This window comes from Streptomyces sp. NBC_01381 (assembly GCF_026340305.1).
Lineage (GTDB): Bacteria > Actinomycetota > Actinomycetes > Streptomycetales > Streptomycetaceae > Streptomyces.
Genome location: NZ_JAPEPI010000002.1, coordinates 1,403,087 through 1,428,282, shown reverse-complemented (window position 1 = coordinate 1,428,282; position 25,196 = coordinate 1,403,087). Strand labels below are relative to the sequence as shown.

At 70.8% G+C, this 25,196-nt stretch carries 19 protein-coding genes; 4 read left to right on the top strand and 15 right to left on the bottom strand.

Features of this window, described 5'->3' with window-relative positions; all coding sequences use genetic code 11:
- Positions 1-233 precede the first annotated feature (233 nt).
- The 5 genes from OG453_RS28135 to OG453_RS28115 form a co-directional block, all read right to left on the bottom strand.
- Positions 234-1,121: a FadR/GntR family transcriptional regulator gene (locus OG453_RS28135; protein WP_266871315.1), complete on the bottom strand. Its 888-nt coding sequence runs from the start codon at positions 1,119-1,121 to the stop codon at positions 234-236.
- A gap of 161 nt (positions 1,122-1,282) precedes the next feature.
- Positions 1,283-3,595 (bottom strand): ATP-binding cassette domain-containing protein, encoded by a 2,313-nt coding sequence (locus tag OG453_RS28130; protein WP_266871313.1) that lies wholly within the window; start codon positions 3,593-3,595, stop codon positions 1,283-1,285.
- Between the two features lie 191 nt (positions 3,596-3,786).
- On the bottom strand, positions 3,787-4,548 hold the full coding sequence (locus OG453_RS28125) for an NUDIX domain-containing protein (protein WP_266871312.1): 762 nt from the start codon (positions 4,546-4,548) through the stop codon (positions 3,787-3,789).
- Positions 4,549-4,666: 118 nt separating this feature from the next.
- Positions 4,667-6,571 carry a glycogen debranching N-terminal domain-containing protein gene (locus tag OG453_RS28120; RefSeq protein WP_266871311.1) on the bottom strand — a complete coding sequence of 635 codons (1,905 nt, stop codon included), beginning with the start codon at positions 6,569-6,571 and terminating at the stop codon, positions 4,667-4,669.
- A 372-nt stretch (positions 6,572-6,943) separates the two neighbouring features.
- Positions 6,944-8,308: a DUF4192 domain-containing protein gene (locus tag OG453_RS28115; protein ID WP_266871310.1), complete on the bottom strand. Its 1,365-nt coding sequence runs from the start codon at positions 8,306-8,308 to the stop codon at positions 6,944-6,946.
- A gap of 133 nt (positions 8,309-8,441) precedes the next feature.
- On the opposite strand from OG453_RS28115, the gene OG453_RS28110 reads away from it, so the two are divergent.
- Together OG453_RS28110 and OG453_RS28105 are read left to right on the top strand one after the other, a co-directional pair.
- Positions 8,442-10,631: a RecQ family ATP-dependent DNA helicase gene (locus OG453_RS28110; protein ID WP_266871309.1), complete on the top strand. Its 2,190-nt coding sequence runs from the start codon at positions 8,442-8,444 to the stop codon at positions 10,629-10,631.
- Between the two features lie 214 nt (positions 10,632-10,845).
- The gene (locus OG453_RS28105) at positions 10,846-11,484 is read left to right on the top strand and encodes a hypothetical protein (RefSeq protein WP_266871308.1); all 639 of its coding nucleotides are present in this window, start codon (positions 10,846-10,848) and stop codon (positions 11,482-11,484) included.
- A 150-nt stretch (positions 11,485-11,634) separates the two neighbouring features.
- On the opposite strand, the gene OG453_RS28100 is transcribed toward OG453_RS28105, so the two are convergent.
- The 3 genes from OG453_RS28100 to OG453_RS28090 form a co-directional block, all read right to left on the bottom strand.
- A complete protein-coding gene (locus OG453_RS28100; protein WP_266871307.1) occupies positions 11,635-12,294 on the bottom strand; it encodes a hypothetical protein in 660 nt (219 codons plus the stop codon).
- Positions 12,295-12,371: 77 nt separating this feature from the next.
- Positions 12,372-13,073: a ribonuclease HII gene (locus tag OG453_RS28095; protein WP_266871305.1), complete on the bottom strand. Its 702-nt coding sequence runs from the start codon at positions 13,071-13,073 to the stop codon at positions 12,372-12,374.
- A 46-nt stretch (positions 13,074-13,119) separates the two neighbouring features.
- Positions 13,120-13,734 carry a TetR/AcrR family transcriptional regulator gene (locus tag OG453_RS28090; protein ID WP_266871304.1) on the bottom strand — a complete coding sequence of 205 codons (615 nt, stop codon included), beginning with the start codon at positions 13,732-13,734 and terminating at the stop codon, positions 13,120-13,122.
- 126 nt (positions 13,735-13,860) lie between these two features.
- Between OG453_RS28090 and OG453_RS28085 the strand changes: the two genes are divergently transcribed.
- On the top strand, positions 13,861-15,417 hold the full coding sequence (locus tag OG453_RS28085) for an MFS transporter (protein ID WP_266871303.1): 1,557 nt from the start codon (positions 13,861-13,863) through the stop codon (positions 15,415-15,417).
- 96 nt (positions 15,418-15,513) lie between these two features.
- Here the strand turns inward: OG453_RS28085 and OG453_RS28080 are convergent, their stop codons facing one another.
- The 5 genes from OG453_RS28080 to OG453_RS28060 all read right to left on the bottom strand — a co-directional run bounded on the left by OG453_RS28080 (position 15,514) and on the right by OG453_RS28060 (position 20,679).
- Positions 15,514-17,259 carry a DUF4153 domain-containing protein gene (locus OG453_RS28080; protein ID WP_266871302.1) on the bottom strand — a complete coding sequence of 582 codons (1,746 nt, stop codon included), beginning with the start codon at positions 17,257-17,259 and terminating at the stop codon, positions 15,514-15,516.
- A gap of 271 nt (positions 17,260-17,530) precedes the next feature.
- Complete coding sequence (locus tag OG453_RS28075) at positions 17,531-18,439, bottom strand: ADP-ribosylglycohydrolase family protein (RefSeq protein ID WP_266871301.1); 909 nt, start codon at positions 18,437-18,439, stop codon at positions 17,531-17,533.
- Between the two features lie 12 nt (positions 18,440-18,451).
- Positions 18,452-19,111, bottom strand: a complete 660-nt coding sequence (locus tag OG453_RS28070) for a histidine phosphatase family protein (protein WP_266871300.1) — start codon at positions 19,109-19,111, stop codon at positions 18,452-18,454.
- A gap of 107 nt (positions 19,112-19,218) precedes the next feature.
- Positions 19,219-19,824: a YdbC family protein gene (locus OG453_RS28065; RefSeq protein ID WP_266871299.1), complete on the bottom strand. Its 606-nt coding sequence runs from the start codon at positions 19,822-19,824 to the stop codon at positions 19,219-19,221.
- A gap of 33 nt (positions 19,825-19,857) precedes the next feature.
- The gene (locus tag OG453_RS28060; protein ID WP_266871298.1) at positions 19,858-20,679 is read right to left on the bottom strand and encodes an arylamine N-acetyltransferase; all 822 of its coding nucleotides are present in this window, start codon (positions 20,677-20,679) and stop codon (positions 19,858-19,860) included.
- A gap of 108 nt (positions 20,680-20,787) precedes the next feature.
- On the opposite strand from OG453_RS28060, the gene OG453_RS28055 reads away from it, so the two are divergent.
- Positions 20,788-21,315 (top strand): TerD family protein, encoded by a 528-nt coding sequence (locus tag OG453_RS28055; RefSeq protein ID WP_266871296.1) that lies wholly within the window; start codon positions 20,788-20,790, stop codon positions 21,313-21,315.
- A gap of 68 nt (positions 21,316-21,383) precedes the next feature.
- On the opposite strand, the gene OG453_RS28050 is transcribed toward OG453_RS28055, so the two are convergent.
- Both OG453_RS28050 and nrdR read right to left on the bottom strand, forming a co-directional pair.
- Complete coding sequence (locus OG453_RS28050; protein WP_266871295.1) at positions 21,384-24,281, bottom strand: vitamin B12-dependent ribonucleotide reductase; 2,898 nt, start codon at positions 24,279-24,281, stop codon at positions 21,384-21,386.
- 135 nt (positions 24,282-24,416) lie between these two features.
- Positions 24,417-24,959 carry a transcriptional regulator NrdR gene (gene nrdR, locus OG453_RS28045; RefSeq protein ID WP_266871294.1) on the bottom strand — a complete coding sequence of 181 codons (543 nt, stop codon included), beginning with the start codon at positions 24,957-24,959 and terminating at the stop codon, positions 24,417-24,419.
- Positions 24,960-25,196: the final 237 nt, after the last annotated feature.

Sequence of the window (25,196 nt, the reverse complement as noted above, 5' to 3'; positions counted from 1 at the left end):
CACCCCGTAAGCGCTCAAAAGCGTCCAGGTACTGTCAAAGCTGACCAGAATCCATTCCTTGACCTGCTCCATGAGGGCATTGGCCGTCTCCACGAGGACAACAACACCGTCGCCGGACCCCACCGGATTCCCCGAGGAACCCGCAGAGGTCCGGCGACGGTGTCACGTCAACGGAGTGATGAGGTGAGGCCGCGGGGCGCATGCGCCGGCCGTACTGCCGCAGACCCGGGCAGTCAGTGCTCGCGCGGGGCGGGCACGACGCGCTCCACCTCCGGGTGGACGGTGAGCAGCTGCCGCATGGCGGCCTCGGCGCCCGGACCGTCGCCCGCCGCGAGGGCGTCGACGATGCGCGAGTGGTGGACCAGGGACGCCTCGGTGGGCCGATCACAGCCCGTGACCGGGCCGCCGGACACCTGGAGCGCGGCCGAGACGATGCCGGACAGGTGCTCCAGCATGCGGTTGCTGGCGAGCTGGATGAGCAGCGAGTGGAACTCGGCGTCGGCGCGGGAGAAGGTGATCGCGTCACCCTGGCTCAGCGAGTGGCCCATGATCTCCACCATGTCGGCGAGCCGCTGCTGCACCTCCTCACGGCCGTGCCCCGCGGCGAGCCGGGCGGCGAGGGGCTCGATCGTCCAGCGCAGCTCGCTGAGCTCACGCCGCTGGTCGTCGCGCTGCGGCCCGAACGCCCGCCACTCGATGATGTCCGGGTCGAGGAGGTTCCAGTCGCTGACGGGGCGCACGCGCGTGCCGACGTTGGGACGGGCGCTGACCAGACCCTTGGCCTCGAGCACGCGCAGCGACTCGCGGACGACGGTGCGGGAGACCTCGAAGCGCTGGCCGATCTCCTCGGGGACCAGCGGGCGGTCGGCGCCCAGATCCCCGGAGACGATCATCTGCCCGAGCTGCTGGACGAGTTGGCCGTGCAGCCCGCGGCCGCGGCTGCCGGCGGCGCGTCGGCCCACACGGCCGAGATCCTGGTCGGCGGCGTCCCACGAGGGCGCGACTACGCGGTCGGCACCGGGGGCCTCCGCGTAGGGGTAGCGGTCGAGTTCGCCCGGGCCGACGAGGCCGGAGTCTGCGGAGCGGGCGGCGGTCATCATGGTGTGCGCAAGGGTACTCACGGATCCTTTGTCGGCGCGGCCCCCAAGTCCCTTGAGGTCTTTGGTGAAAAGCACACGAAAGGGTGATCGCTCACCCCGTCGCAATTGACGCCTTATCGGAAAGAAATGGGCGTTCTCCGGGGAGTTGCGCGCAGCACGGGTAGGGAAGCGCCGGGCGGTCGTTATCGGACTCGGCTACGCATCGTCGTGAGCAGAAACGCGCAGAGCAGAGCGGTCAGCGACAACATCAGTGCACTGCCCACAGGTTGAGCGATCATCCGAACACCACCGGCCAGATACCGCTCGACGCCGAACGGCCACTGCACCAGAGCGAGATCACGCAGCCTTCCCGGCAGACCGGCCGCCGATCGCACAGATGGTCCCTCCAAGGCCTTTTGTACGAGGGGTACGACGACGATCGGCACCGCGACGACCGCGGCCAAGCCGGCGGCGGTCGACCGGAAGACTCCCCCGGCGAGAACGCCCGCCCAGGCGCACCCCACCACCAGGGCGACCCAACTCGCGCTCAGCGAGAGCCAGTCGGCGGGAACTTCCGTGAGCGCGTATCCGTATACCAAGTGGAGCACCGCGGCATCGGCGGCGACGACCAACAGACCCAGCAGAAGCGCGGTGCCCGCCGCGACGAGCAACTTGGCGCAGAGCAGCCCCAGGCGGCGCGGGACGGTGCCCCGGTCTGCGGCGAGGGCGGGGTGGCGGAACTCCTCGCCGAAGGCGAGAGCACCGAGCAGCCCGGCGCCAAGGGCCGCGGGCGGCAAGGGGAGTTCCTGCGGCCAGGCCGCCAGCAGACGCGACTGCGGCGTGTGGCCGCTCCTGGCGAGGAAGACGCAGACGATGGCGGAGACGGCGAGCACGGCAGCCGCGGCGAGGTAGCCGGTGCCGACACCGGCGGCGCGGCGCAGCTCGTAACGGAGGGGGCGCAGCGGGCCGCGCGACGGACGGACCGAGATGGGGGGCGGCAAAGGAGACATGGGGGCTTGCGATCGCGGAGCGGACGGGGCGAGCGCGGAATCGGTTGCTTGCGGGGCTTCAGCGGCAAGCGGGACGATGATCTTGGCCTTGGGTTCGGCCTCAGGCTGCGGCTCGGCCATTGCGGCCGGGGGCACGGCGGTCTGGGGTTGCGGGTCGGCCGCAGTGGCCTGGGGGGCAGCGGCCTCAGGCTGCGGGTCGGCCGCAGACGCCTGGGGGACAGCGCGATCAAACCGCGGATCGACCGCAGCCGCCCGCGGCCCCGCGGTCTCAAGCCGCGGGTCGGCCACTGCAGCCAGGGCGGCAGCGGTATCAGGCTCGGGTTCGACGGCAGCGGCCCGCGTCGCCGGGATCTCAGGCTCCGGGGCGGCCACTGCCGCTCGGGGGGCAGCGGCCTCGAGCCGGGGGTCGGCCACCCCGGTCGCCGTGATCTCAAGCCGCGGTTCGCCCGCTGCCGCCCGGGGCGCTGCCGCCAGCGGACTCTCGCCCGAGCGCCCGCTCTCGTCTCCGCCCTCGCCCTCCGATGCCGGCTGCCGATCCGCGTCCGCGCGGTCGATCGAATCCTCCGGCGCGGCGGATTCGATCGACCGCGCGGACTCAGAGGGTCCACCTTCGGTCCTGGACACCGCCGAAGGCCCCGCATCACCGATCTCGTCCGCGAGTTGGTGGACGAGGATGCCGTGCCGGAACGCCGTCTCCCCCACGTCGGCACAGTTGCTGCCGTACACCGAAAGCCTGTTGCCGTCCTCCTTCACCACCTCGATGGAGCGCTGCCCGGCGCGGGCTTCCTTGGACAGCAGCGCGCCCAGACGCGCCGCGTGCGGGCTGCGGACCGCGACCCTGGGGCGCAGCCGGGTGCGGGCGAAGTCCCCGACTTCCTGGTCGGCGACGAGGCGGCCCGCCTCCAGCGTGACGACCCGGTCGGCGGTCCGTGCGGCCTCCTTGGGGTCGTCCGTGGAGAACAGAACCGTTCCGCCCTGGGCGGCGTGCGCGCGCAGGATCCCGTGCAGCCACCCGCCCTCCCGGGCCGAGAGGCCGTCGGCGGGCCCGTCCAGGACGAGTGTGTGCGGGTCGGCGAGCAGCGCGCAGGCCAGCCCCAGACGACGGTCCATGCCACGCGAGAGCATGCCGAGCCGCTGGTCGCGGAGGCTGACGAGGCCGACGACTTCGAGTACGTCGTCCGCGCGCCGTACGGGCACTCCGGCGGCCGCGCAGAGCATGCGCAGCTGGCCGCGGACCGTGCGGGCCGGGTGCCCCGGGACCTCGCCCAGGAGGACGCCGACCTCGCGCGAGGGGTGGGTGATGCGGTGCAGCGGGCGGCCTCTGAAGTAGGTGACTCCACGGCCCTGTTGGAGTTCGAGCATGAGCCTCAGCGCCGTCGTCTTACCGGCGGCCCGCGCGCCGAGCAGCGCCGTGACACAGCCTGTTCGCGCCTCGAAGGACACGTCGTCGACGGCGGGCGGCAGCTCCTGGCGGGCGTTGCTTGTCAGTCCGATGGCCTGGATCATCGCTTCTCTCGCGGGACGTGAGACCGCTCGGCGGCCGGGGCTCGTCCGCCGGTTCGGGGACGGACGAACCCCGTGGGTACCACAGCAAGATAACGCGATATTTCTGGCATTTCGGGCAGGGCGTGGGCCAAGGGTGTCAACCGCTCGGCCCGGACCGGCACATGACCAGCGGGGTGACCTGCGACGCGGCCTCAGACCTCGGGACGCAGCATCGGCGGGTTGAGCAGCGTCGCGCCGCCCGCCCGGAAGAGCTGCGCGGGGCGGCCGCCCTGTCGAGTGGTGGTGCCGCCGGTGGGGACAAGGAACCCTGGCGTGCCGGTCACCTTGCGGTGGAAGTTGCGTGGATCGAGCACGACCCCCCACACCGCTTCATACACACGGCGCAGCTCGCCGACGGTGAACTCGGGCGGGCAGAAGGCCGTCGCCAGTGAGGAGTACTCGATCTTCGAGCGGGCTCGCTCCACGCCGTCCGCCAGGATCTGTGCGTGGTCGAAGGCGAGCGGTGCCGCCTGTTCGTCCTCGCGGCCGTATCCACCCTGATTGAGCAGTGCCTCGACCGGCGCCCAGCGCGCGCTGTGCGCGTCGCCGCCGGGCCGTGGAGCCGGCAGATCGGGGGCGAGCGCGAGATGGGCGACGCTGACGACCCGCATCCGCGGATCACGCTTGGGATCGCCGTAGGTGGCGAGCTGCTCCAGGTGTGCCCCGTTGGCCTGGACGGGAGTGTCCGGATCGTGTGCGCACAGCCCGGTCTCCTCGACCAGTTCCCGCGCCGCGGCCGCCGAGAGGTCCTCATCGGCACGTACGAATCCACCGGGAAGCGCCCAACGGCCTTGGAACGGCGGCTCACCGCGGCGGACCGCCAGCGCACAGAGCGCGTGACGCCGCACGGTCAGCACGACCAGGTCGACGGTGACAGCGAAGGGCGGGAAGGCCGACGGGTCGTAGGGCGACATGCCGCGATCATAGTCGTCTGCCTGACGATAAACACCTCTTCCAGCATTCGATCCCAGCCGGATTCGCCGAGGGCTTCTGTCGGGTCCGCGACGTACCGCATGTCCCCGTTCGGCGGCCCTACACCCCCAACTGCAGCCCGTCGCCCGCCTCCTCGACCATGGCGAGGCCCAGCCTGCTGACACGTACGGAGAACGGGGCACCCGCGACACGCAGCGCCGTCAGCTCCAGCTCCCCCAGCGGCGCGCTGCGGACCGGACGCAGTGTCACCGTGCCGGCTGGTGCGTCCGGCCGGATGCCGGCGAGTGCCGTGAGGAGCCGTACCCCGGAGGCCGCGGTGACGGCTGCCGGACGGCACGCGGCGGGGTGGGGCAGCGGGGCGCCGCCCTCGGTGCGCTGCTCCCCCGCGTACATCTCGGGAAGCCGGTGGTCGAAGGCCTCGGCGGCTGCCAGCACGCCCCGCAGCAGGGAACTCGCTTCCTTCTCGTAGCCCGCGGCGGCCAGGCCCCCGACGGCGACCGCCGACTCATGGACGCGAACAGCCCCGCCCCGATGGCCGAACGGGTTGTACGCGGCTTCCTTCGCGCCCAAGCTGCGCAGCCCCCAGCCGGAGTCCATGGCGGGCCCGCCCAGCAGCCTGGCGAGCTGTTCGGTCTGCACCTTGTCGAGGAGGCCGGGTGCGAGCCTGCCGGAACCGAGCAGACCCGTGTCGAGGAGATGGGCCGCGCTGCCGGTGAGGAGGGGCACGGGACGGCCGTCGGGCAGGCAGGCCGCGGCGGGCCTGCCACCCGTGCGGTCCGCCACCCAGAACTCCTCCCGGAAGGCCTCCCGCAGTCGCTCCGCCCACTGCCGCAGACCGGTGGCTCCCGAGCGGCCGTGCGCTTCGAGCAGGTCGGCGCCGAGCAGCGCGGCTCGATGGGCGTGCGCCTGGGTCTCGCAGCGCCTGGGACCGCCGGGATAGGGGTCCTGCAGGCATCCGCCCTCGCCGGCCGCGGTGAGCAGCCAGCGCAAGCAGCGCTCCGCCGCCGGCAGCATCTCCTCCGTCTCCTGCTCGGGCAGCCCCCAGCGCCAGGCCTCCGCCAGGAGCACCGGGAAGAGCAGCGTCGCCTCGACCCCCGTGCAGCCGGGCGGGAGATGCGGTCCCGCGTCCCGCAGCGGTCCCGGAATCAGGCCCGCCCGCCGTCCCGGTCCCGTCAGTTGACGGCGGGCGAGCGTACGCAGCGTCCCCGTGGCGATCCGCGTGCCCAGCGGCAACGCCATCCGGGCGGCCGCGAGCGCCTCCGCCGGGGCGAGACCACAGCGCCATGGCGCACCCGCCGCCAAGTGGACGTCGGCCGGGTGCTCGGGGTCGCGAAGCAGCAGGGCCTGCAGGTCCTGTACGGACCTGTCCAGCAGGAGTCGGGCCCTGGGGTCGTCGCCCGTGGCCCGTGCCGCGGCGAGGGAGCGCGCCGCACTGTGCCCCATCGCCCTGACCGGGCCCGCACCCTCCGGCCGTACGCGCAGCTCCACGCTCCGCGAGCCGCCCGGCGGCAGCTCCACCTCCCAGCGCAGCAGGCCGGCAGAGGCCAGTGCGTCCGTGGGGGCGGGATGCGCGGTGACCACGCAGTGCCCGGCCGGGGAGGACCACCGCATGCCGGAGTCGTGGACGCTGGCGGGCAGTTCGGGCCCGGAGCCGCCGGACGCGATCGCGCCGAGCTCCGCCAGGTCCGTGCCGAGCGCCACCTCGACGGGCAGCCTCAGGGGGCGGGTGGCCGCGCTGCGCAGGGTGATCCGTTCCGTGCCGTCGGCATGCCGGGTCCGCTCGACGACGACATCCGGATCCGGGGCGCCGTCGGCGGACCCACGCAGGGTCGCGACAAACCGTGCGCAGTCGGCCGAGACCATCCGGGCCTGCACGGCGACCGGCTCGCGCCCCGCCACCCGCACCTGGCAGCGGGAGAGCAGTCGGCGCCCCGCGCGGTAGAACCCTTCGAGTCCGCGGCCGGTCAACTGCCCTTGGTCTGTGGAGATCGCGAGCGCGGGCATGGCGACACAAATCAGCGCCGTATGGACGGGCGGCAGCTGGGCAGGGCGGCGCGGCACGGGAACCGGAGCCCGTGCGCCGGACAGGCGCGAGGAAGCAGACGCGGGCCGCTGGGGACCTTCTCTGCCGGACACAGAGGACGGGGCGGGCAGAGACATAGGGCGGCTTCTTCTGCGCTGGCTGCGCTACGGGGATGCGGAGGTCGTACCGCGGCGCGACCCTGGTACAGGTACCGCCACACAGGTGAACGGACCGGCCACGCCGCAAGTCACGCCCAGGGAACGGGAAGCCACTCGCCCGGCCCCGGTCCCCCGCGCGTGCCGCCCGCTCCGACGCCCGGCGCGCCCCTGCCGGCCGGTGCGTCTCCGGCCGGCTCACCTGTCGTTCCTCGCTCCGCGCCGGACGGTGCGGCGGCGGTTCTGCGGCCGCGTGCTCGGCCTGTCGGTGCCCCGTGGCCCACTGCCGCCCTGCGTACGTGCGGGTTGGCGGCGCCGGGGCGCGGCACCCTTCGGTTCCCCTGCGGAGCCCGAGGAGTCGGCGAGAACCGGCGGTTCGACCTGCGGCACGGGGGCGCTCCGATCGGTCCGGTCGGTCTGCTCCGCTCGGTCGGTCCGATCGCGGCGCAGACAGCGGCGGATCGGCTCCGGGTCGAGGTCTCCGGTGCAGACGTGGTGCAGGAGTTGCGCGAAGGCGTATCCGGGGTCCGCGGACAGCGCCATGTCCAGGGCTTCCTGTCCCTCCGTGGTGTCGCCGAGGGACCAGGCGACCCAGCCCGCGAGGGACAGCGGTGCGGCGGCGTGCTCACCGTAGGCGCCGACGCAGCGGCGGGCCAGTGCCCTCCAGAGACGCAGTGCGGGGACCCCGTCGTCGCCTTCCATCCACTGCGCCGCCTGATCGCGTGTCGTGCGGTCCTGGAGGCCGAGGATCAACGCCGCCGCCTCGTCGTGCGCGAGCAGTTCGTCGTCCTGGAGATCCGCCTCCAGCGCGCCCGTGACCGGTGGCGCAGCATCGAGGCGCGCCATGATCCGGCGGGCCAGGTCGAGCGTCTCCACGGCGACCTCGGCGTGCCCGCCCTCGTCGAGGATCCGGTGGACGATCGCCATGCCCGCCGCGTCGAGCGCCGCTTCCTGGTCCGCCGCTCCGGCGGTCTCCCAAGGGCTGAGCCGCGCCCGCATCTCCCGTGGCGTTGCGCCCACTTGGACACCGGCGTAGGCCGTGGCCGCGGCAAGGACCGACGTGCCGGGCCGGAGCAGCGGGACGCCCTCGGGAGGACAGCACTCCTGATTCGGACAGCAGTAGGTCCAATAGCGACCCGTCGAGATGCACACCACCTCGAACACGGGGACGTCGAGCCTGCCGCATGCGGTCCTGATCACCTGCGCCAGCGGACGCAGACGCTCCATGAGCTGCGGGCCGGACTCGGCGCCGGCGGGCTCGGCGCACAGAAAGGCGACAACGCCGTCGGGCCGGGCACCACGCCTCTCACAGCCGCCCACCAAGCACTGCGCGAGCTGCTCCGCGATGGGCGGCCAGTCCTCCGCGCGCTCGGGAATCCCGAGCCGCACGCGCCCGCCGAACCGCCCCCGCTCGCCGTGCAGAGCGATGAGGACGACGCTCTCCTCGGGCCGGAACCCGAGCAAGTACGGCAGGGCGTCCGCGAGTTCGGCCGGGGTGCGCAGGGTTACCAGGGTCTCATCGGCGGAGTCGGTCACGTCGTTTGATTCGTTGTGGTTCGTCATGTCCCGACTCTCCCGCGGATCGCAAGATTCCGGTTTGGCCTGTGGATAACTGCGATCAGGGGCACGCCAAGAGTTGTCCACAGCTCGGCGGACTCGTTCGCCTAATGTCAGACCCATCGGGTTGCATGGGGGCATGAGCAACGAAGATCTGCGCACGGCGGCCGATGCCGTACTCGCCCGCCTCGTCGGCGGCCCCTCGGCCGCGCCCGGCGAGGCACCACCCTCGGACGGGCCGCGCCTGCGCGAGGACCAGTGGCTCGCGATCGAGGCGCTGGTCGCCGACAAGCGCCGCGCCCTGGTCGTGCAGAGAACCGGCTGGGGAAAGTCCGCCGTGTACTTCGTCGCGACCGCGCTGCTGCGGGAGCGGGGCAGCGGGCCCACTGTGATCGTCTCGCCGTTGCTCGCGCTCATGCGCAATCAGGTGGAGTCCGCGGCCCGGGCCGGCATCCGGGCCCGCACGATCAACTCCTCCAACACGGAGGAGTGGGACACCATCCAGGCCGAGGTGGCCTCGGGCGACGTGGACGTGCTCCTGGTGAGCCCGGAGCGGCTGAACAACCCGGACTTCCGGGACCAGGTCCTGCCCAAGCTCGCCGCCGCGACCGGCCTGCTCGTGGTCGACGAGGCGCACTGCATCTCCGACTGGGGCCATGACTTCCGGCCCGACTACCGGCGGTTGCGCACCATGCTCGCCGACCTGCCGCCCGGCGTCCCCGTCCTCGCCACCACCGCGACGGCCAACGCGCGCGTGACGGCCGATGTGGCCGAGCAGCTGGGCACCGGAGGCACCTCGGACGCGCTCGTGCTGCGCGGCCCCCTCGACCGGGAGAGCCTGAGCCTGAGCGTGCTCCAACTTCCCAACGCCGCACACCGGTTGGCCTGGCTCGCCGACCACCTGGACGAGCTGCCCGGCTCCGGGATCATCTATACGCTCACGGTCGCCGCCGCCGAGGAGATCACCGCCTTCCTGCGACAGTGCGGGCACACCGTCGCCTCGTACACCGGAAAGACGGAGAACGCGGACCGCCAGCAGGCCGAGGAGGACCTGCTCGCGAACCGCGTGAAAGCCCTGGTCGCCACGTCCGCCCTCGGCATGGGCTTCGACAAGCCCGACCTCGGCTTCGTGGTCCACCTCGGCTCCCCCTCGTCCCCGATCGCCTACTACCAGCAGGTGGGCCGCGCGGGCCGCGGTGTCGATCACGCGGAGGTGCTGCTGCTTCCGGGCAAGGAGGACGAGGCGATCTGGAACTACTTCGCCTCGCTCGCCTTCCCGCCCGAGGAGCAGGTCCGGCGCACGCTTGACGTCCTTGCGCAGGCGGGCAGGCCGCTGTCGCTGCCCGCGCTGGAGCCCCTGGTCGAGCTGCGCCGGTCACGCCTCGAGACGATGCTCAAGGTCCTGGATGTGGACGGCGCGGTCCATCGCGTCAAGGGCGGCTGGATCTCCACCGGGATGCCGTGGGCGTACGACGCCGAGCGGTACGCCTGGGTCGCGAAGCAGCGGCAGACCGAACAGCAGGCGATGCGTGACTACGCCACGGCTCCCGGCTGCCGGATGGAGTTCCTGCGGCGACAGCTGGACGACGAGGCGGCGGCTCCCTGCGGCCGCTGCGACAACTGCGCGGGGGCGCGCTTCGGCGACGCCGTGTCCCCCGCGGCACTGGACACGGCGAAGGGCGAGCTGGTTCGCGCGGGCGTCGATGTGGAGCCCCGGAAGATGTGGCCCACGGGACTTGCCGCGGTGGGCGTCGACCTCAAGGGACGTATCCCCGCGGGGGAGCAGGCGGCCCAGGGCCGGGCCCTGGGGCGGCTTTCGGACATCGGCTGGGGCAACCGGCTGCGGCCGATGCTCGCGCCGACGGCCCCCGACGGACCGGTGCCCGACGATGTGGCGAAGGCCGTGGTCGGCGTGCTCGCCGACTGGGCCAAGGGGCCCGGCGGCTGGGCTTCGGGCAGTGCCGACGCCCAGCCGCGACCGGCGGGCGTGGTGACCATGACCTCGCACACCAGGCCTCAGCTCATCCAGTCGCTGGGTTCGCGGATCGCGGAGATCGGCCGCCTTCCGCTGCTCGGCTCGATCGAGTACGCCGTGGGGACCGACACCGCGCATGTGCCGCGGAGCAACAGCGCCCAGCGTCTGCGCGCCCTCGACGGGACACTGACGGTGCCTCCCGAGCTCGCAGCCGCCCTCCGGGAAGCCGACGGTCCCGTGCTGCTCGTCGACGATCTGACGGACAGCGGCTGGACGCTGGCCGTCGCCGCCCGGATGCTCCGCCGGGCCGGAGCCAAGGGGGTGTTGCCGCTGGTCCTCGCCGTGCAGGGCTGACGTACGCGTCAACGAGAGCACCCTGGGCAGGGATATAGACGGCGCATCGCCAGATACCGGTCGCCAGGCCCAATTGCTCGTTGCCGCAAGCCAGTACGACGGGAAGAATTGGCACCGCTCCCCGCGCGGCTCCCCGTGCCCCCGGTAGGGCTGTGCCGCGGTGCGCTCTCCCAGTCCGATCCCGCCCTCTGGGCGCGTAGCCGAAGGGAGGACCGTGACCTTCGGATTCGCTCCGTCCGCTGCGGCATCGATGTCGGAGTCTTCGACGTCGGCTGAGATGTCCGCCGATTCCGCCGGCCGACTGGCCCGGATGCTCGAGCCCGCGGAGTGGTCAGCCGCGGGAATCCCCCTGCTGCGCAATCCGCGTGAGGTCGTGAGCGGCCTGCACGCCCGACACCGTCCGACGCCCGCGACAGCCGTCGTCGCCGTCCTCGATCCGGAGGAACGGCTCCGGGCGAGCGCCTCCTTCACCCGGCGGGCGAGCGCTGCGGACGGCTGGGTGTTCCGCAACGCCCTGCTCGCGCAGTTGCGTCGGGTCATCCCGCACGACCTGCGGCGCCGCACCCCCGTGCGCACCGCCGTCCTGCTCTACTGCCGTGACGGTGAAGCGCGTTGGACACAGGAGGACGGCGCGTGGATGTGGGGGCTGCGGGACGCCTGCACGCTGCACGGGCTGCGGTGCGGCGCCTACATCACCCTGACCCGTGACGGCTGGCAGGTGCTCGGCGAGGGCCGCGGCGGCCGTCGGCCGAGTTCCGGTTCGCGCCCCGAGGTCTTCCCCGAGACCGAACCGCCACCCCCGCGCACCGGCGGGGCGGCATCGGACGTACTGCGCCGCGCTGCGGCACGCTGAGACGCCCTCCGCACCACCGCCACCAGGCCGGTCGCGACACGACCGACCGACGGGCATCGCCGTATGCATCGCGCGAGGCGCGACGCACACGGCGTCCGGTTCATCCGGCCGCGTCGCGGACGGCGGACGCCCGACCACAGGGGTCGGTCGTCAGACGCCCGCGCCCAGCATGGCGTTGATCCGCTGCGGGTCGCCGCAGACGATCAGCAGGGCACCGGCCCGGGCGAGGGCCGTCGGCAGCGCGCCGACCGCGGTCTCCTCGCTGCCGCCGTTGACGGCGACGACGACCACGGGACGGGACGCGGCACGCCCCAGGGCGGCGGCGTCGGCGTAGAAGACGTCGTCGCCCGCGTCGTGCTGGGCCCAGTAGGAGGCGTCGCCGAACGACAGCTCGTGGGTGGCCCACGGGTGCGGGTCGCCGGTGGTGATCACCAGGACCTCACCCGGAGCGCGCCCCGAGTCGAGCAGCAGGTCGACGGCTTCCTCGGCGGCGTCGAGCGCCCCCTCGGCCGAAGCGGGGATGAGCTGGATCTGCGGAACCGAAGCAGCGGCACCCGCCGGGGCGGAGGCAGCGGCGGACGGTCCGGAAGCAGCCGGGACGGAAGGCCCGGGCTTGACGGCCGGCTCGCGCGGCGTGCGCTGCGCCGGCGGCGTCGGCCGGGCGGGACCCGGTCGGCCGGGACGCGGCGGAGCCGCGGGACGCGGGCCGGGTACGGGGCGGGGGGTCGGCGTGGTGCGGCCACTGGCCGGGGTCACGCGGGGACCCTGGGCACTCTCGTGAATCTGAGGCTCCTCGGGAATGAGAGGCATGCGATGTTGTCTATCAAACGCCGATGCGAGTCGCGTCGGCGGGTGGCACATGAGTGCGAGTGAAGCTGCTGGAGACGTCAGAATTCGAAGCCGAGCTGGCCCTCGATTTCTGGAACGTTTCCTTCCGCCCAGCTGCGGGCCTTCTTGAGGTGCCGCCACTGGGGCAGCGCATCAAGATACGCCCACGACATCCGGTGGTACGGGGTGGGCCCCCGCTCCTCCAGTGCGGCCTTGTGCACCGGCGACGGATAGCCGGCGTTGGCCGCAAAACCGAAGTCTGCATGTTCGATACCCAGTTCGGCCATCATTTTGTCGCGCCGAACCTTGGCGATCACCGACGCGGCGGCGACGGCGACACAGGACTGGTCGCCCTTGATCACCGTACGAACCCGCCAGGGAGCCCCGAGGTAGTCGTGCTTCCCGTCGAGGATGACCGCTTCCGGCCGTACCGGCAGCCCCTCCAGGGCGCGCACGGCGGCGAGCCGCAGCGCGGCGGTCATCCCCAGTTCGTCGATCTCCTCGGGCGAGGAGTGCCCCAGGGCGTACGCCGTGACCCAGCTCTCCAGCTCGTCGGCGAGCGTGGTGCGCCGCTTGGGGCTGATCAGCTTGGAGTCGGTGAGTCCTTCGGGCGGCCTGCGCAGTCCCGTGACCGCCGCGCAGACGGTGACCGGGCCCGCCCACGCGCCGCGCCCGACTTCGTCGACTCCGGCAACGATCTTCGCTCCGGTCGTGGCGCGAAGGGAGCGCTCGACGGTGTGGGTGGGTGGTTCGTACGGCATGGCGTCATCAGCCTACGCCGCCGGATGCCGCCCGCGACACCCAGCCCTACCGACGCAACAGCGGAACCATGACCCGGTCGATCAGCTCGACGAATTCCTCGTCCCGCCATTCGCTCCCGCACACCTTGGAGCGGTACATCATCATCGCCGGGATGACATCGCAGACATAGGGGTCGACGACCTCGGCACGTACCTCTCCGCGCTCGGCTCCACGGCGTATGACCTGCTTGATCAGTCCCGCGCTCGGCTCGATGACGCCTTCGACGATCACGCCGTGAACGCGTTCGGCCGACGCGGCGTCGCACTCGTGAAGCACCGCTCGCAGCGCGAATCCGGGACGCGAGAACATCGCCTCGCGGATCTGCCTGCACAGCTGCAGGAGATCCTCCCGGACGCTCCCGCAGTCGGGCGGCGAGTCGAGGTGCGGCAGACCGGCCTGCAGCGCGTCCACGACAAGGTCTTCCTTGGAGGGCCAGCGGCGGTACACCGCGGCCTTGCCGGTCTGCGCACGGGCGGCCACACCCTCCATCGTCAGGCCGTTCCAGCCGACCGTACTGAGCTGCTCCAGCGCGGCATCGAGGATCGCCCGTTCGAGCACGGGGCCCCGGCGGCGCTGGGAGGACGGCTGAGCGGAAGCCGCCCTCCAGCGCGAAGTAACCATCAACATCTCTCCGTTGGACGTTCCAGGCAGTGTCAGTGAACGGTTGCGTTCGCTGATGGGGAGTCACTACCGTTTGACGCGACAGTGAACGGGATCGTTCACTAACGCACTTGTGGGGGACCCATAGTGACAACCTCTCAGTTAGACAAGGGCCCGGCGGCCGGCGCCGCCCGGCGTGGGGGCCGCCCCGGCATGGCCCTCACCATCATCGCGGCCTGCCAACTCATGGTGGTACTCGACGCGACGATTGTGAACATCGCGCTCCCGCACATTCAAGGCGCGCTCAAGTTCTCGACAACGGACCTCACTTGGGTCGTCAGCGCGTACACCCTCACTTTCGGCGGCATGCTGCTGCTCGGCGGCCGCGCCGGTGACATCCTCGGCCGGCGCAGGGTCTTCACGGCCGGCATCCTGATCTTCACTCTCGCCTCACTTCTGGGCGGATTCGCCCAGGAGCCCTGGCAGTTGCTGGCCGCGCGCGCCCTGCAGGGCGTCGGTGGCGCCATCGCATCGCCCACCTCACTGGCACTCGTCACCACGACGTTCCCCGAAGGCCCCGAGCGGAACCGGGCATTCGGTGTCTTCGCGGCCGTCTCGTCGGGTGGTGGCGCCGTCGGCATGCTGGCGGGCGGCATGCTCACGGAGTGGCTCGACTGGCGCTGGGTGCTGTTCGTGAACGTACCCATCGGTGTCCTGATCGCCGTCCTGACCCCGCTCTACATCAACGAGTCCGAGCGTCACCCGGGCCGTTTCGACTTCGCGGGCGCGGCCACGTCGACCCTCGGCATGGCCGCTCTGGTCTACGGATTCATCCGGGCTTCCGAGGAGGGCTGGAAGGACAGCATCACCATCGCGTCGTTCGGTACGGCGGTCGTGATGCTGTTGGCCTTCGTGTTCGTCGAGAGCCGGGCCAAGGAACCGATCACGCCGCTGAAGATGTTCTCCGACCGAAACCGCACGGGCACCTACGTGATCATGCTGAGCCTGGCGGCGGCGATGTTCGGCATGTTCTTCTTCATCGTGCTCTTCGTCCAGAACGTCCTGGACTACACGCCGATCCAGGCGGGTCTGGCCTTCCTGCCGGTCACGGTCGCGATCGTGGTGGGCGCGGGCCTTTCCCAGTGGCTGCTTCCGGTGCTCGGCCCCAAGCCGTTCATGGTGGTCGGCTCCGCCATCGTCGCCCTCGGGCTCGGCTGGCAGACCTTCATCACCCCGGACAGTTCGTACGTGGGCGGGGTCCTCGGCCCGATGATGCTGTTCGGCTTCGGCATGGGTCTGAACTTCGTGACCCTGACACTGACCGCTGTCTCCGGAGTCGCCCAACACGAGGCGGGCGCGGCTTCGGGGCTGCTCAACGCCACGCAGCAGGTGGGCGGTGCGCTCGGCCTCTCCATCCTGACCACGGTGTTCGGCACGGCGAGCCGGGAAGAGGGCAAGGAGCAGGCGGCGGACTTCATGGCGAACGCGTCGCCGGCGCAGAAGGCCGAATTCGCCAAGACCGGTGAGCTGCCGGCGCCTTGGGGACACGAAGTGCTGTCCCAGGGGATCTCGACGGCCTTCATTCCGGCGGTCGCCATGGCCGTGCTCGCCCTGGTCACCGCCGTGCTGGTGATCCGCGTACGCAAGAGCGACCTGGAGGCACTGTCCGGTACGGCCGAGGCCGCGGGTCCGGCGGGCGGTTGACGGGCAACGGATGCCGGGCCGCGAGGGGGCGGCCCGGCATCCGCCCGTGAACGACCGCTGCCGCGCCCCTCACGGACGGCACAGACGTCCCGCACGTCAGCGGTACGAGGTTTCCTGCCCGGCCTGCTCGCAGACCCGCCAATCGGCCTTCAGGGGCCCGTCGTCGAGGATCTGCCGGGCCCGCGACTCCCCCAGGCTCGTGGCGTACCAGGGAGAGCGCTCGGCCCCAAGGCCGTCCGCGATGCCCTCCAGGGCACAGGAGCGCATCGGCTCCGGAAGCTCGTCGACGGCGGGAGCGGCATCGGCCGACAGCCCGCGCGCGTACTCCAGGTCGAACTTCCCGGTCTCCTGGTAGCGCTGGACATTGCGCTCGGCGATGAGCCCGTCGGGCGAGAGCAGCCCGAACGCCAGCACACCGGCCGCGGCACTGGCGGCGACGGCCCGCGGCAGCCAACGGGTGCCCCACACTCCGGCCGCCATGATCAGCACGATCACGAGACCGAGCCAGAGCTCCATGCCCACGACCGAGACCCGCAGCCTGGTCAGGCCGTACGCGTCCACGTACATGTCCATGCGCCGCACCGCCGAGGCCACCACGACGAGCGTGAGGGCGCAGAGCGTGCCGAGGACCGCCCGTACGAGACTGCGGTCACCGGCCCCGTCGCGCGGCGCCCAGCGCAGGGCGACGACGATGACGGCCAGGGTGAGCAGCGTGGCGATCAGCAGCTGCCAGAAGCCCTGACGCGCGTACTGCGAGTAGGAGAGATCGGTCTTCTCCAGTACGGCGTCATAGCCGCCGAAGAGCACGGCCAGCTGCACCACGTTGAACACCGCGAACAGCAGGTTGAGCACGATCAGCGGGAGCGCCCACTCGACGCGGCTTCGCGCCCGGCCCGGGCCCACGACGAGCCGGTCCCAGCGCACCGGCGCGGCGGCGGTGTGCGCCACCGCGAGCGCCCCGACGACGCCGAGGACGAGCAGCAGCACGCGCCACGGTCCTCCGGAGAGGGACGCATCCGGGATCAGGTCACCCAGGAGCCCCGCGAAGGCCGCATCGGCCCCCGCGAACAGGGCGCCGAAGACGAGCAGCAGTACGGCGGTCACCGCGACCGCACGCAGTACGGGTCCACTACGGGAACCACCCGAGCGCTCCCGTAGACCGCGCCAGCCCCAGCGCACGCCGGTCAGGACACCGTCGAAGATGCCGAGCGGGGCCAGTAGTACGCCGATCCAGGTGCGGCAGCCGTGCAGGGCGAGCGAGCCGAGCGCCACGGCGGAGACGATCGCGAGGAACGAGGGCCATCCCGCGTCCCGCAGCGCGGGCACGACCAGCAGCGCGAGCCCGCCGATCGCCCAGGCCAGCGTCCAGGGGCGCGGGCCGCGATCGGCTCGCCGACCCGCGAAGTACGCGCCGAGCGCGGCCGGGACGGCGATGATCAGCAGATTGAGCGCGAGGCCGTCCCCCAGCAGCAGCATGCTCAGGAGGCCGGTGGCCAGCGCCGCGCCGAGTGTGGCCGTGCGGACCGGAGCGGGCGGTTCGGAGCGCAGATCGGCGAGCAGCGGCTCGCGCCGGGCCGCCGGGTAGGCCCAGCCGGGGTGAGGCTGCGGGGCTCGGGGGCTCTGCGCATGCCCGGTGCCACCGTCGTCCGCGGCCCTCGGTGCGGGCACGGCGTCTTCAGGGACGTCGCCTCTCGCTCCGCTGTCGGACGGATCATCCTGTGGCGTATCGAAACGCCTCAGGTCGGCCAGGTGATCGGCGGTGGCGCCACCACCTGCCGAGTCTCTGCGCGGATCCTCCTGGGGATCTCCCTCTTGATCTTCCGTACCTGAGGATTCAGGCATGGACGGTGACGGTGCATCGGACACGGGACCCCCTCCCGGCCGGTCCGCGCGCGCAGCAGACGGCACACCTAGGTGGCGGGGCTGCCGGCGACCGGCATCGCGTTGAGGCCGAACAAGCCAAGATCAACTTGTGGCCTGCCTTCAGCGTAGCGGCGCAGCCGATCACCACTGCCGGGCCGGTCACGCTGTGGCGCGACCGTGACACTGGTCCCGAAAGCCGCCTCTACGTAGAGCTCGTTTTCGTACGACAAAGCCCTCGAAAGCCCGGAAGTCAGCCCATCCTGACAGGCATCCAGCCGGGCAGCGCCTCGGTCCGCTCCAGCCACTCCTCGGGCGGCGACCCGCCCTCTCCGGAGGCGATGACTCCGCCCACGATGGCGCACGTCGTGTCCATGTCGCCGCCCACCTGGGCGGTCGCCCAGAAGGCCTCCTCATAGCGGCCGAGGCCACGCGCCGCCGACCACAGCGCGAACGGCACCGTGTCGTGGGCGGTCGTGCGGCGGCCACAGCCGAGGACCGCGGCGACCGTGGCCGCGTCCCCGTAGTCGAGCATGTCCCGCGCCCGGCGCAGCCCCGCGCCCACGGCGCTGCGCGGCACCAGGTCGATGACGCCGTCGAGCAGCGCCTTCGGCGCGGGCGGCCCCGCGGGATGGGCCATCAGCGCCGCTGCGGCGGCCACCGCCATGGCTCCCACGACGGCCTCGCGGTGCTGATGCGTGGGGTAGGCGGAGATCTCCGCCTGGTGCGTCGCCTGCTCCGGGTCGTCGGCGTACCAGGCGCCGAGCGGCGCGATCCGCATGGCCGCGCCGTTCCCCCAGGAGCCCTGCCCCTTGAACAGCGCGGAGGCCAGCTCACGCCAGTCCCCGCCCTCACGGACCTGCCTCAGGAGCCGGTTCACGGCCGGGCCGTACCCGCGGTCAAAATCGTGGTGCTCGGCGAAGGACAGGGCGAGCGCGTCCTGATCGACGCGGTCGTGCTCCATGAGGATGGCGAGAACGGAACAGGCCATCTCGGTGTCGTCGGTCCACTGCCAGGGGCTGGCGGGCGCTTCCCGGCGCTTGAGCAGCGGGTAGTTCGCGGGCACGAAGAACTGAGAGCCCAGCGCGTCCCCCACCGCCAGTCCACGCAGGCTGGCCAGAGCGCGGGCCAGGCGCCGGTCGGGAGAGGAGTCAGCGGTCATCGCCCTGCCACTCTAACCGGTGACGCCGTAGGGCTCAGGCTCGCGCCAGCGTTCGAATGGCTGGTTCAGGGTGTACTTGCCGTCCTCCCCGAGCAGCAGCGTCCGCATCTCGCCGTTCCCGGGGTTGGACAGTGACTCGAATTCCGCCACCGACCAGTGGAACCAGCGCATGCAGAACAGACGCATGGTCAGGCCGTGCGTGACGAGCAGGACGTTCGGCGGGTGGTCCGGGGCCTCGAAGCTCCGGTAGAGGCTCTCCAGGAACGCGCCCACCCGGTCGTACACATCCGCCCCCGACTCACCCTGCGCGAAGCGGTAGAAGAAGTGGCCGTACGCATCGCGGTACGCCTTCTGGAGCCGGACGTCGTCCCGGTCCTGCCAGTTCCCCCAGTCCTGCTCCCGCAGCCTCGGCTCCTCGCGCACGCGCACAAGTTCGGGGTCCAGGCGCAGCGCCCGGAAGGTGTCATGGGTGCGGCGGTACGGCGAGACGTACACACTCACCCGCTCGCGACCGACCGCTTCGCGCAGCTGTTCGCCGGTCTCGGCCGCCTGGTGCCACCCCTTCTCGGTGAGCGCGAGGGCGTGGTCGGGCTCACGCTCGTACACGGTGTCGTCGGCATTTCCCGCCGACTCGCCGTGCCGGACAAGGAAGATGCGCCGCGGGCGTGCCATACGGAAACCCTAGATCGGCCCTCCCCGGTCGGCTCAACCGGTCGGCCGGGCGGGCTCCATCCGGGCGTATGCGGCCTGCGGGGAGCCTCCACCGCGCACCTGCGGCGTCACACCGTCCACGACGGTTCAAGCTCCACGATGTCACCCGCGAGCGCCGCGACATCGGCGTCCGTCTGCGCGCGCAGGGAGAGGCGCTCCACCCGTTCCCTGCGGTACTTGCCGTGCTCGGCGGCCGACTGCCACATGGAGAGGATGAGGAACTCATGTCCGGGCGCCTCTCCGAAGAGCCCGCGCAGCATCCCGGGCGAGCCCGCCATCGCCGGGTTCCAGACCTTCTCCTGCATCAGCGCGAAGTGCTCCACGCGCGCCTCACGGACCCTGCAGTGCGCCACCCGCACCACGTCCGCGTCCGTGAAGCGCGGCTCGAACCCCGTCTTCACGTCGAAGCGGTGATCGAAGAGCTTGACCTGGATGTCCTTGAAGGTGCCCGCCTGCGCGGTGGCGAGCCGGTCGTGGGAGCGCGCCATGAAGGAGTCGTAGAAGGCCCGGCTCTCCCAGAAGGCGAAGATGTGGGCCACGCCCGGCCGTCCCCGGCTCCACCCCCCGCCCTGTCCCCGGAACCCCGGCTCCCCCAGAAGCCCCGCCCACTTTCGCTGTCCCCGCTCGAACCCCCGTCGGTCCACCACGGTGCAGCGAATCCACTTGACCAGCACCGCGCCATCGTACGGCGCGGAGCGTGGCCCGGGTCACGCTCCGGCGTAGTGCACCCGGATCAGCTCGGCGGAATCGTCGTCGGACAGTTCAATGCCGAACTCGCGATCGAGTACGTCGCTCAACTCGTCGACGGACACGTCACGTTCGTGCGTCGTGCCGTCGGGTCGCGTCACGGTGAGTCGATCGCCCACCAGCTTGCGGCGCGCGTCGGGGGCGGCCTTCTGGAGCACAGGGCGCCGGATGAACGACGACCGGGGGTGGGTCGATGTGTAGTGGTTCATGAGTACGTAGTCGGCGGTAATGCGCTCTTCCAGCGTGTATTCATAAAGGTCGAACCAGCCGTCCGGGTGCTCGGTCCGCAACACCCTTGCCCCGCCCGCCTCTTGGACGGTCCCGAACCGCCACGCTCCTTGTCGTACGTCCACGCCGACCTCGAGAGGGATGGGTTCGAGCAGCCCCTCGGCGCCGAACCCGACGTCACAGTGCCACTCCTGGCCGTCCGCCTCGACCTTCAGGAGCATGTGCGTGACCGCCCGACGGGAGGAGGCACCCGCCCTGGTCCGGGCGCCAAGTCCCGTGACAGTGAAGCCGATGCGCTCAAGGGCAGCCGCGAAAAGCAGGTTCTGCTCGTAGCAGTAGCCTCCCCGGCGCTGCCGCACCAACTTGTCCTGCAGGGCCGGGAGATCCAGCGGAACGGGCCGGCCGAGCATCACCTCCAGGTTCTCGAAGGGGATCGCCGCCACGTGCGCCCGATGCAGGGAACGCAGCGTTTCGAGGTCGGGCTTCGCCTCGCCCTCGTAGCCGATTCTGGCCAAGTAGGCGGTTATATCTAGTTCTTCCCAGTTCCATGTCATGAAGACAATGATCCACACAAGAACTTCGGTGATGTCAGTGATACGCCGTAGCGTGTCTGTTGGACATGCCTCGTGCATCAGCCACGACTACGAGGAGGGGGAAGTCTGGTGAGCAGTGTCAGCAAGGGGATCCAGAAGGTCGAGGTAGGGCTCAAGTGGGATCCGAGCCCGGTCGGCGCGCCGGCACACGATCTCGACATCATCGCCGCCACCTACTCCGCGGACGCTCCGTACGGCCGTCCCGTGTACCTGGTGCACTTCGGCAGCCGCTCCCCCGACGGGACGATCACGCTCAACAGGGACAGCAGGACGGGCCAGGGCTTCGGTTTCGACGAGGTGATGACCCTGGAGCTGGACCGGCTGGCTCCCACGTACGCGCGCGTGGTGGTGGGCGTGGCCATACAGCAGGACAAGGACCAGAAGGTGTTCGGCGACATCAAGAACACCGCGGTGCGCATCCGCGAGGGACACACGGACCTCGCGCAGAGCGACCTCACCGCCGTCTCCGGGTGCACGGCCTCGACGATCGCCGAGTTCACCAGGGACGAGTCGGGCGCCTGGTCGTTCCGCGAGATCATCCGGGGGTACGACGCCGACCCGACGTCGTTCGCCGCGCTGATGGGCAGCGAGTCCTGAGAACGCGGTGAGGGGGCAGCCGGAGCCCGTAGGCCCCGCCTGCCCCCTCACCGGGCTAGCTCAGCGGATCAGCTGCAACCGCTGGTCGAGCCGCAGCCCTCGCAGATGTAGCAGGATCCCGCGCGCTGCATCTTCGTCCCGCACGAGAAGCACAGCGGTGCGTCCGCCTGGATGCCCAGCTGCATCTCCACGAGCTCGGCGCTGGTGTGCGCCTGCTGCGGAGCGGGCTTCTCGGCCTCGGCCTTCGGCGCGGCGACCGCCTTCAGCGACTCGGTCTGCCGCGGCGCGGACTGGGCCAGGCCCTCGACGTCGACCTCGGACTCGTCGAGAGACGGCTCGTACGAACCGGTCTCCAGGTGACGCTGACGCTCCTCGGCCGAGTGGATGCCGAGCGCGGACCGGGTCTCGAAGGGCAGGAAGTCCAGCGCCAGGCGGCGGAAGATGTAGTCGACGATCGACTGCGCCATCCGCACGTCCGGGTCGTCCGTCATGCCGGCCGGCTCGAAGCGCATGTTCGTGAACTTCGAGACGTACGTCTCCAGCGGGACGCCGTACTGCAGACCGACCGAGACCGCGATCGAGAAGGCGTCCATCATGCCCGCGAGGGTCGAGCCCTGCTTGGACATCTTCAGGAAGACCTCGCCCAGACCGTCATCCGGGTAGGAGTTGGCGGTCATGTAGCCCTCGGCGCCACCCACGGTGAAGGAGGTGGTGATCCCCGGGCGGCCCTTGGGAAGGCGCTTGCGGACGGGGCGGTACTCGACCACCTTCTCGACCGCGGCACGGATCGTGTCCTCGGTCTTCTCGGTGATCTCCGCCTTCTCGTCGTCCTTCTTCTTGGCGGAGAGCGGCTGGCCGACCTTGCAGTTGTCGCGGTAGATCGCGAGCGCCTTGACGCCCAGCTTCCAGGCCTCGTAGTAGACCTCTTCGACGTCCTCGACGGTGGCCGTCTCCGGGAGGTTGACCGTCTTGGAGAGCGCACCGGAGATCCACGGCTGGATGGCCGCCATCATCCGGACGTGACCCATCGCGGAGATGGAACGCTCGCCCATGGCGCAGTCGAAGACCTCGTAGTGCTCGGTCTTCAGGCCGGGAGCGTCGATCACATTGCCGTGGTCGGCGATGTGGGCGACGATCGCCTCGATCTGCTCCTCCTGGTAGCCCAGGCGACGCAGGGCCTGCGGCACGGTGCCGTTGACGATCTGCATCGAGCCGCCGCCGACGAGCTTCTTGAACTTGACCAGGGCGAGGTCGGGCTCAAGGCCGGTGGTGTCGCAGGACATCGCGAGACCGATGGTGCCGGTCGGGGCGATGACCGAGGCCTGGGAGTTACGGAAACCGTTCTTCTCACCGAGGCGGACGACGTCCTGCCAGGCCTCCGTGGCGGCGGCCCAGATCGGGGTGTCCAGGTCGTCCATGCGGACGGCCGCGGCGTTGGCGTCGGCGTGCTGCTTCATGACGCGCTTGTGCGGCGTGGCGTTCTTGGCGTAGCCGTCGTACGGGCCCACGACCGCGGCGAGCTCGGCGGAGCGCTTGTACGACCTGCCCGTCATCAGCGAGGTGATGGCGCCGGCGAGGGCGCGGCCGCCCTCGGAGTCGTACGCATGACCGGTGGCCATCAGCAGGGCGCCGAGGTTGGCGTAGCCGATGCCCAGCTGGCGGAAGGCGCGGGTGTTCTCGCCGATCTTCTGCGTCGGGAAGTCCGCGAAGCAGATCGAGATGTCCATCGCGGTGATGACCAGCTCGACGACCTTGGCGAAGCGCTCGGCGTCGAAGGACTGGGTGCCCTTGCCGTCGTCCTTCAGGAACTTCATCAGGTTCAGCGAGGCGAGGTTGCAGGACGTGTTGTCCAGGTGCATGTACTCGCTGCACGGGTTCGAGCCGTTGATCCGGCCGGACTCCGGGCAGGTGTGCCAGGCGTTGATGGTGTCGTCGTACTGGATGCCGGGGTCGGCACAGGCCCAGGCGGCCTCGGCCATCTTGCGGAAGAGCGACTTGGCGTCGACCTCCTCGATGACGTCGCCCGTCATGCGGGACGTCAAGCCGAACTTCCCGCCCTCCTCGACCGCCTTCATGAACGTGTCGTTCACACGGACCGAGTTGTTGGCGTTCTGGTACTGGACGGACGTGATGTCGTCGCCGCCCAGGTCCATGTCGAAGCCCGCGTCACGCAGGGCGCGGATCTTCTCCTCTTCCTTCACCTTGGTCTCGATGAAGCCCTCGATGTCGGGGTGGTCGACGTCGAGGATGACCATCTTGGCCGCGCGACGCGTGGCGCCGCCCGACTTGATCGTTCCTGCGGATGCGTCGGCACCGCGCATGAAGGAGACCGGACCCGAGGCGTTGCCGCCCGAGGACAGGAGCTCCTTGGAGGAGCGGATGCGGGAGAGGTTCAGGCCGGCGCCGGAGCCGCCCTTGAAGATCATGCCCTCTTCCTTGTACCAGTCGAGAATCGACTCCATGGAGTCGTCGACGGCCAGGATGAAGCAGGCGGAGACCTGCTGCGGCTGGGGCGTACCGACGTTGAACCAGACCGGCGAGTTGAAGCTGAAGATCTGGTGCAGGAGCGCGTACGCCAGCTCGTGCTCGAAGATCTCGGCATCCGCGGGCGAGGCGAAGTAGTTGTAGTCCTCGCCGGCCTTGCGGTACGTCTTCACGATGCGGTCGATCAGCTGCTTGAGGCCGGTCTCGCGCTGCGGGGTGCCAACGGCCCCGCGGAAGTACTTGCTGGTGACGATGTTGACCGCGTTCACCGACCAGAAGTCGGGGAACTCGACGCCACGCTGCTCGAAATTGACCGAGCCGTCGCGCCAGTTGGTCATGACGACGTCTCGGCGCTCCCAGACCACCTCGTCGTACGGATGCACGCCGGGCGTCGTATGGATGCGCTCGATACGCAGACCCTTGCTGGCCTTGGATCCCTTGGCTCGGGAACCTCGTGCCGGGCCGCTCGTCGTCTCGGTCATGCCGCCTCCCTGTAACAGGCTAAAACGCCCTGAAGTGCCACGTTCTTCCCGTGGCACGGTGTGTGTCTTGTGCTGCGGATCCCGCAAAGGTCACCCGCAACAGGTCTGGTTCGCCGGCGTCGGCCGGCGGGCCGGTCAGTCCGCGGCGGTGGCGGGCACGGGGACTTCGACAGTCCCTCCGGGCCCGCAGTTCACGCCACGCTCCCCGCCGGCGTCCTGCGGCTCAACGTCGAGCCGCTGGTCCCTCAGCTCCCCGATGGCAGCCTCGAAGTCCTCAAGTGAATCGAAAGCTCGGTACACGGAGGCAAATCGCAGGTAGGCCACGAGGTCCAGCTCCTGCAGCGGACCGAGTATGGCCAGACCCACGTCATGGGTGGTCAGTTCGGCGCTGCCGGTGGCGCGCACCGCCTCTTCGACCCGCTGGCCGAGCTGCGCGAGGGCGTCCTCGGTCACCGGCCGCCCCTGGCACGCCTTGCGTACGCCGTTGATGACCTTGGTACGGCTGAAGGGCTCGGTCACGCCGGAGCGCTTGACCACCATCAGCGAACACGTCTCCACGGTCGTGAAACGACGGGAGCAGTCGGGACACTGACGGCGCCTGCGGATCGACGTGCCGTCGTCCGTGGTGCGGCTGTCGACTACGCGGCTGTCGGGGTGCCTGCAGAAGGGGCAGTGCATGAAACTCCCAACCCTCCTTCACGGCACGACTTATAGGCCTCAACGGGCCCATGAGGCCCTCGAAGCAGCCCCAAGCATAGGCGATGCCCGAGCCCCGGAAGGACCAGGGACCACAACTTCTGGGCTGCGGTGGCAATCCAACCACTAGATCTGGGGTTTGGCCGCAAATTCGGCACCATCGCGTGTCGCGCACGCACGACCGCTCGCCGGCAGCTGGGCGCGCCGCGCGCGCCGCAC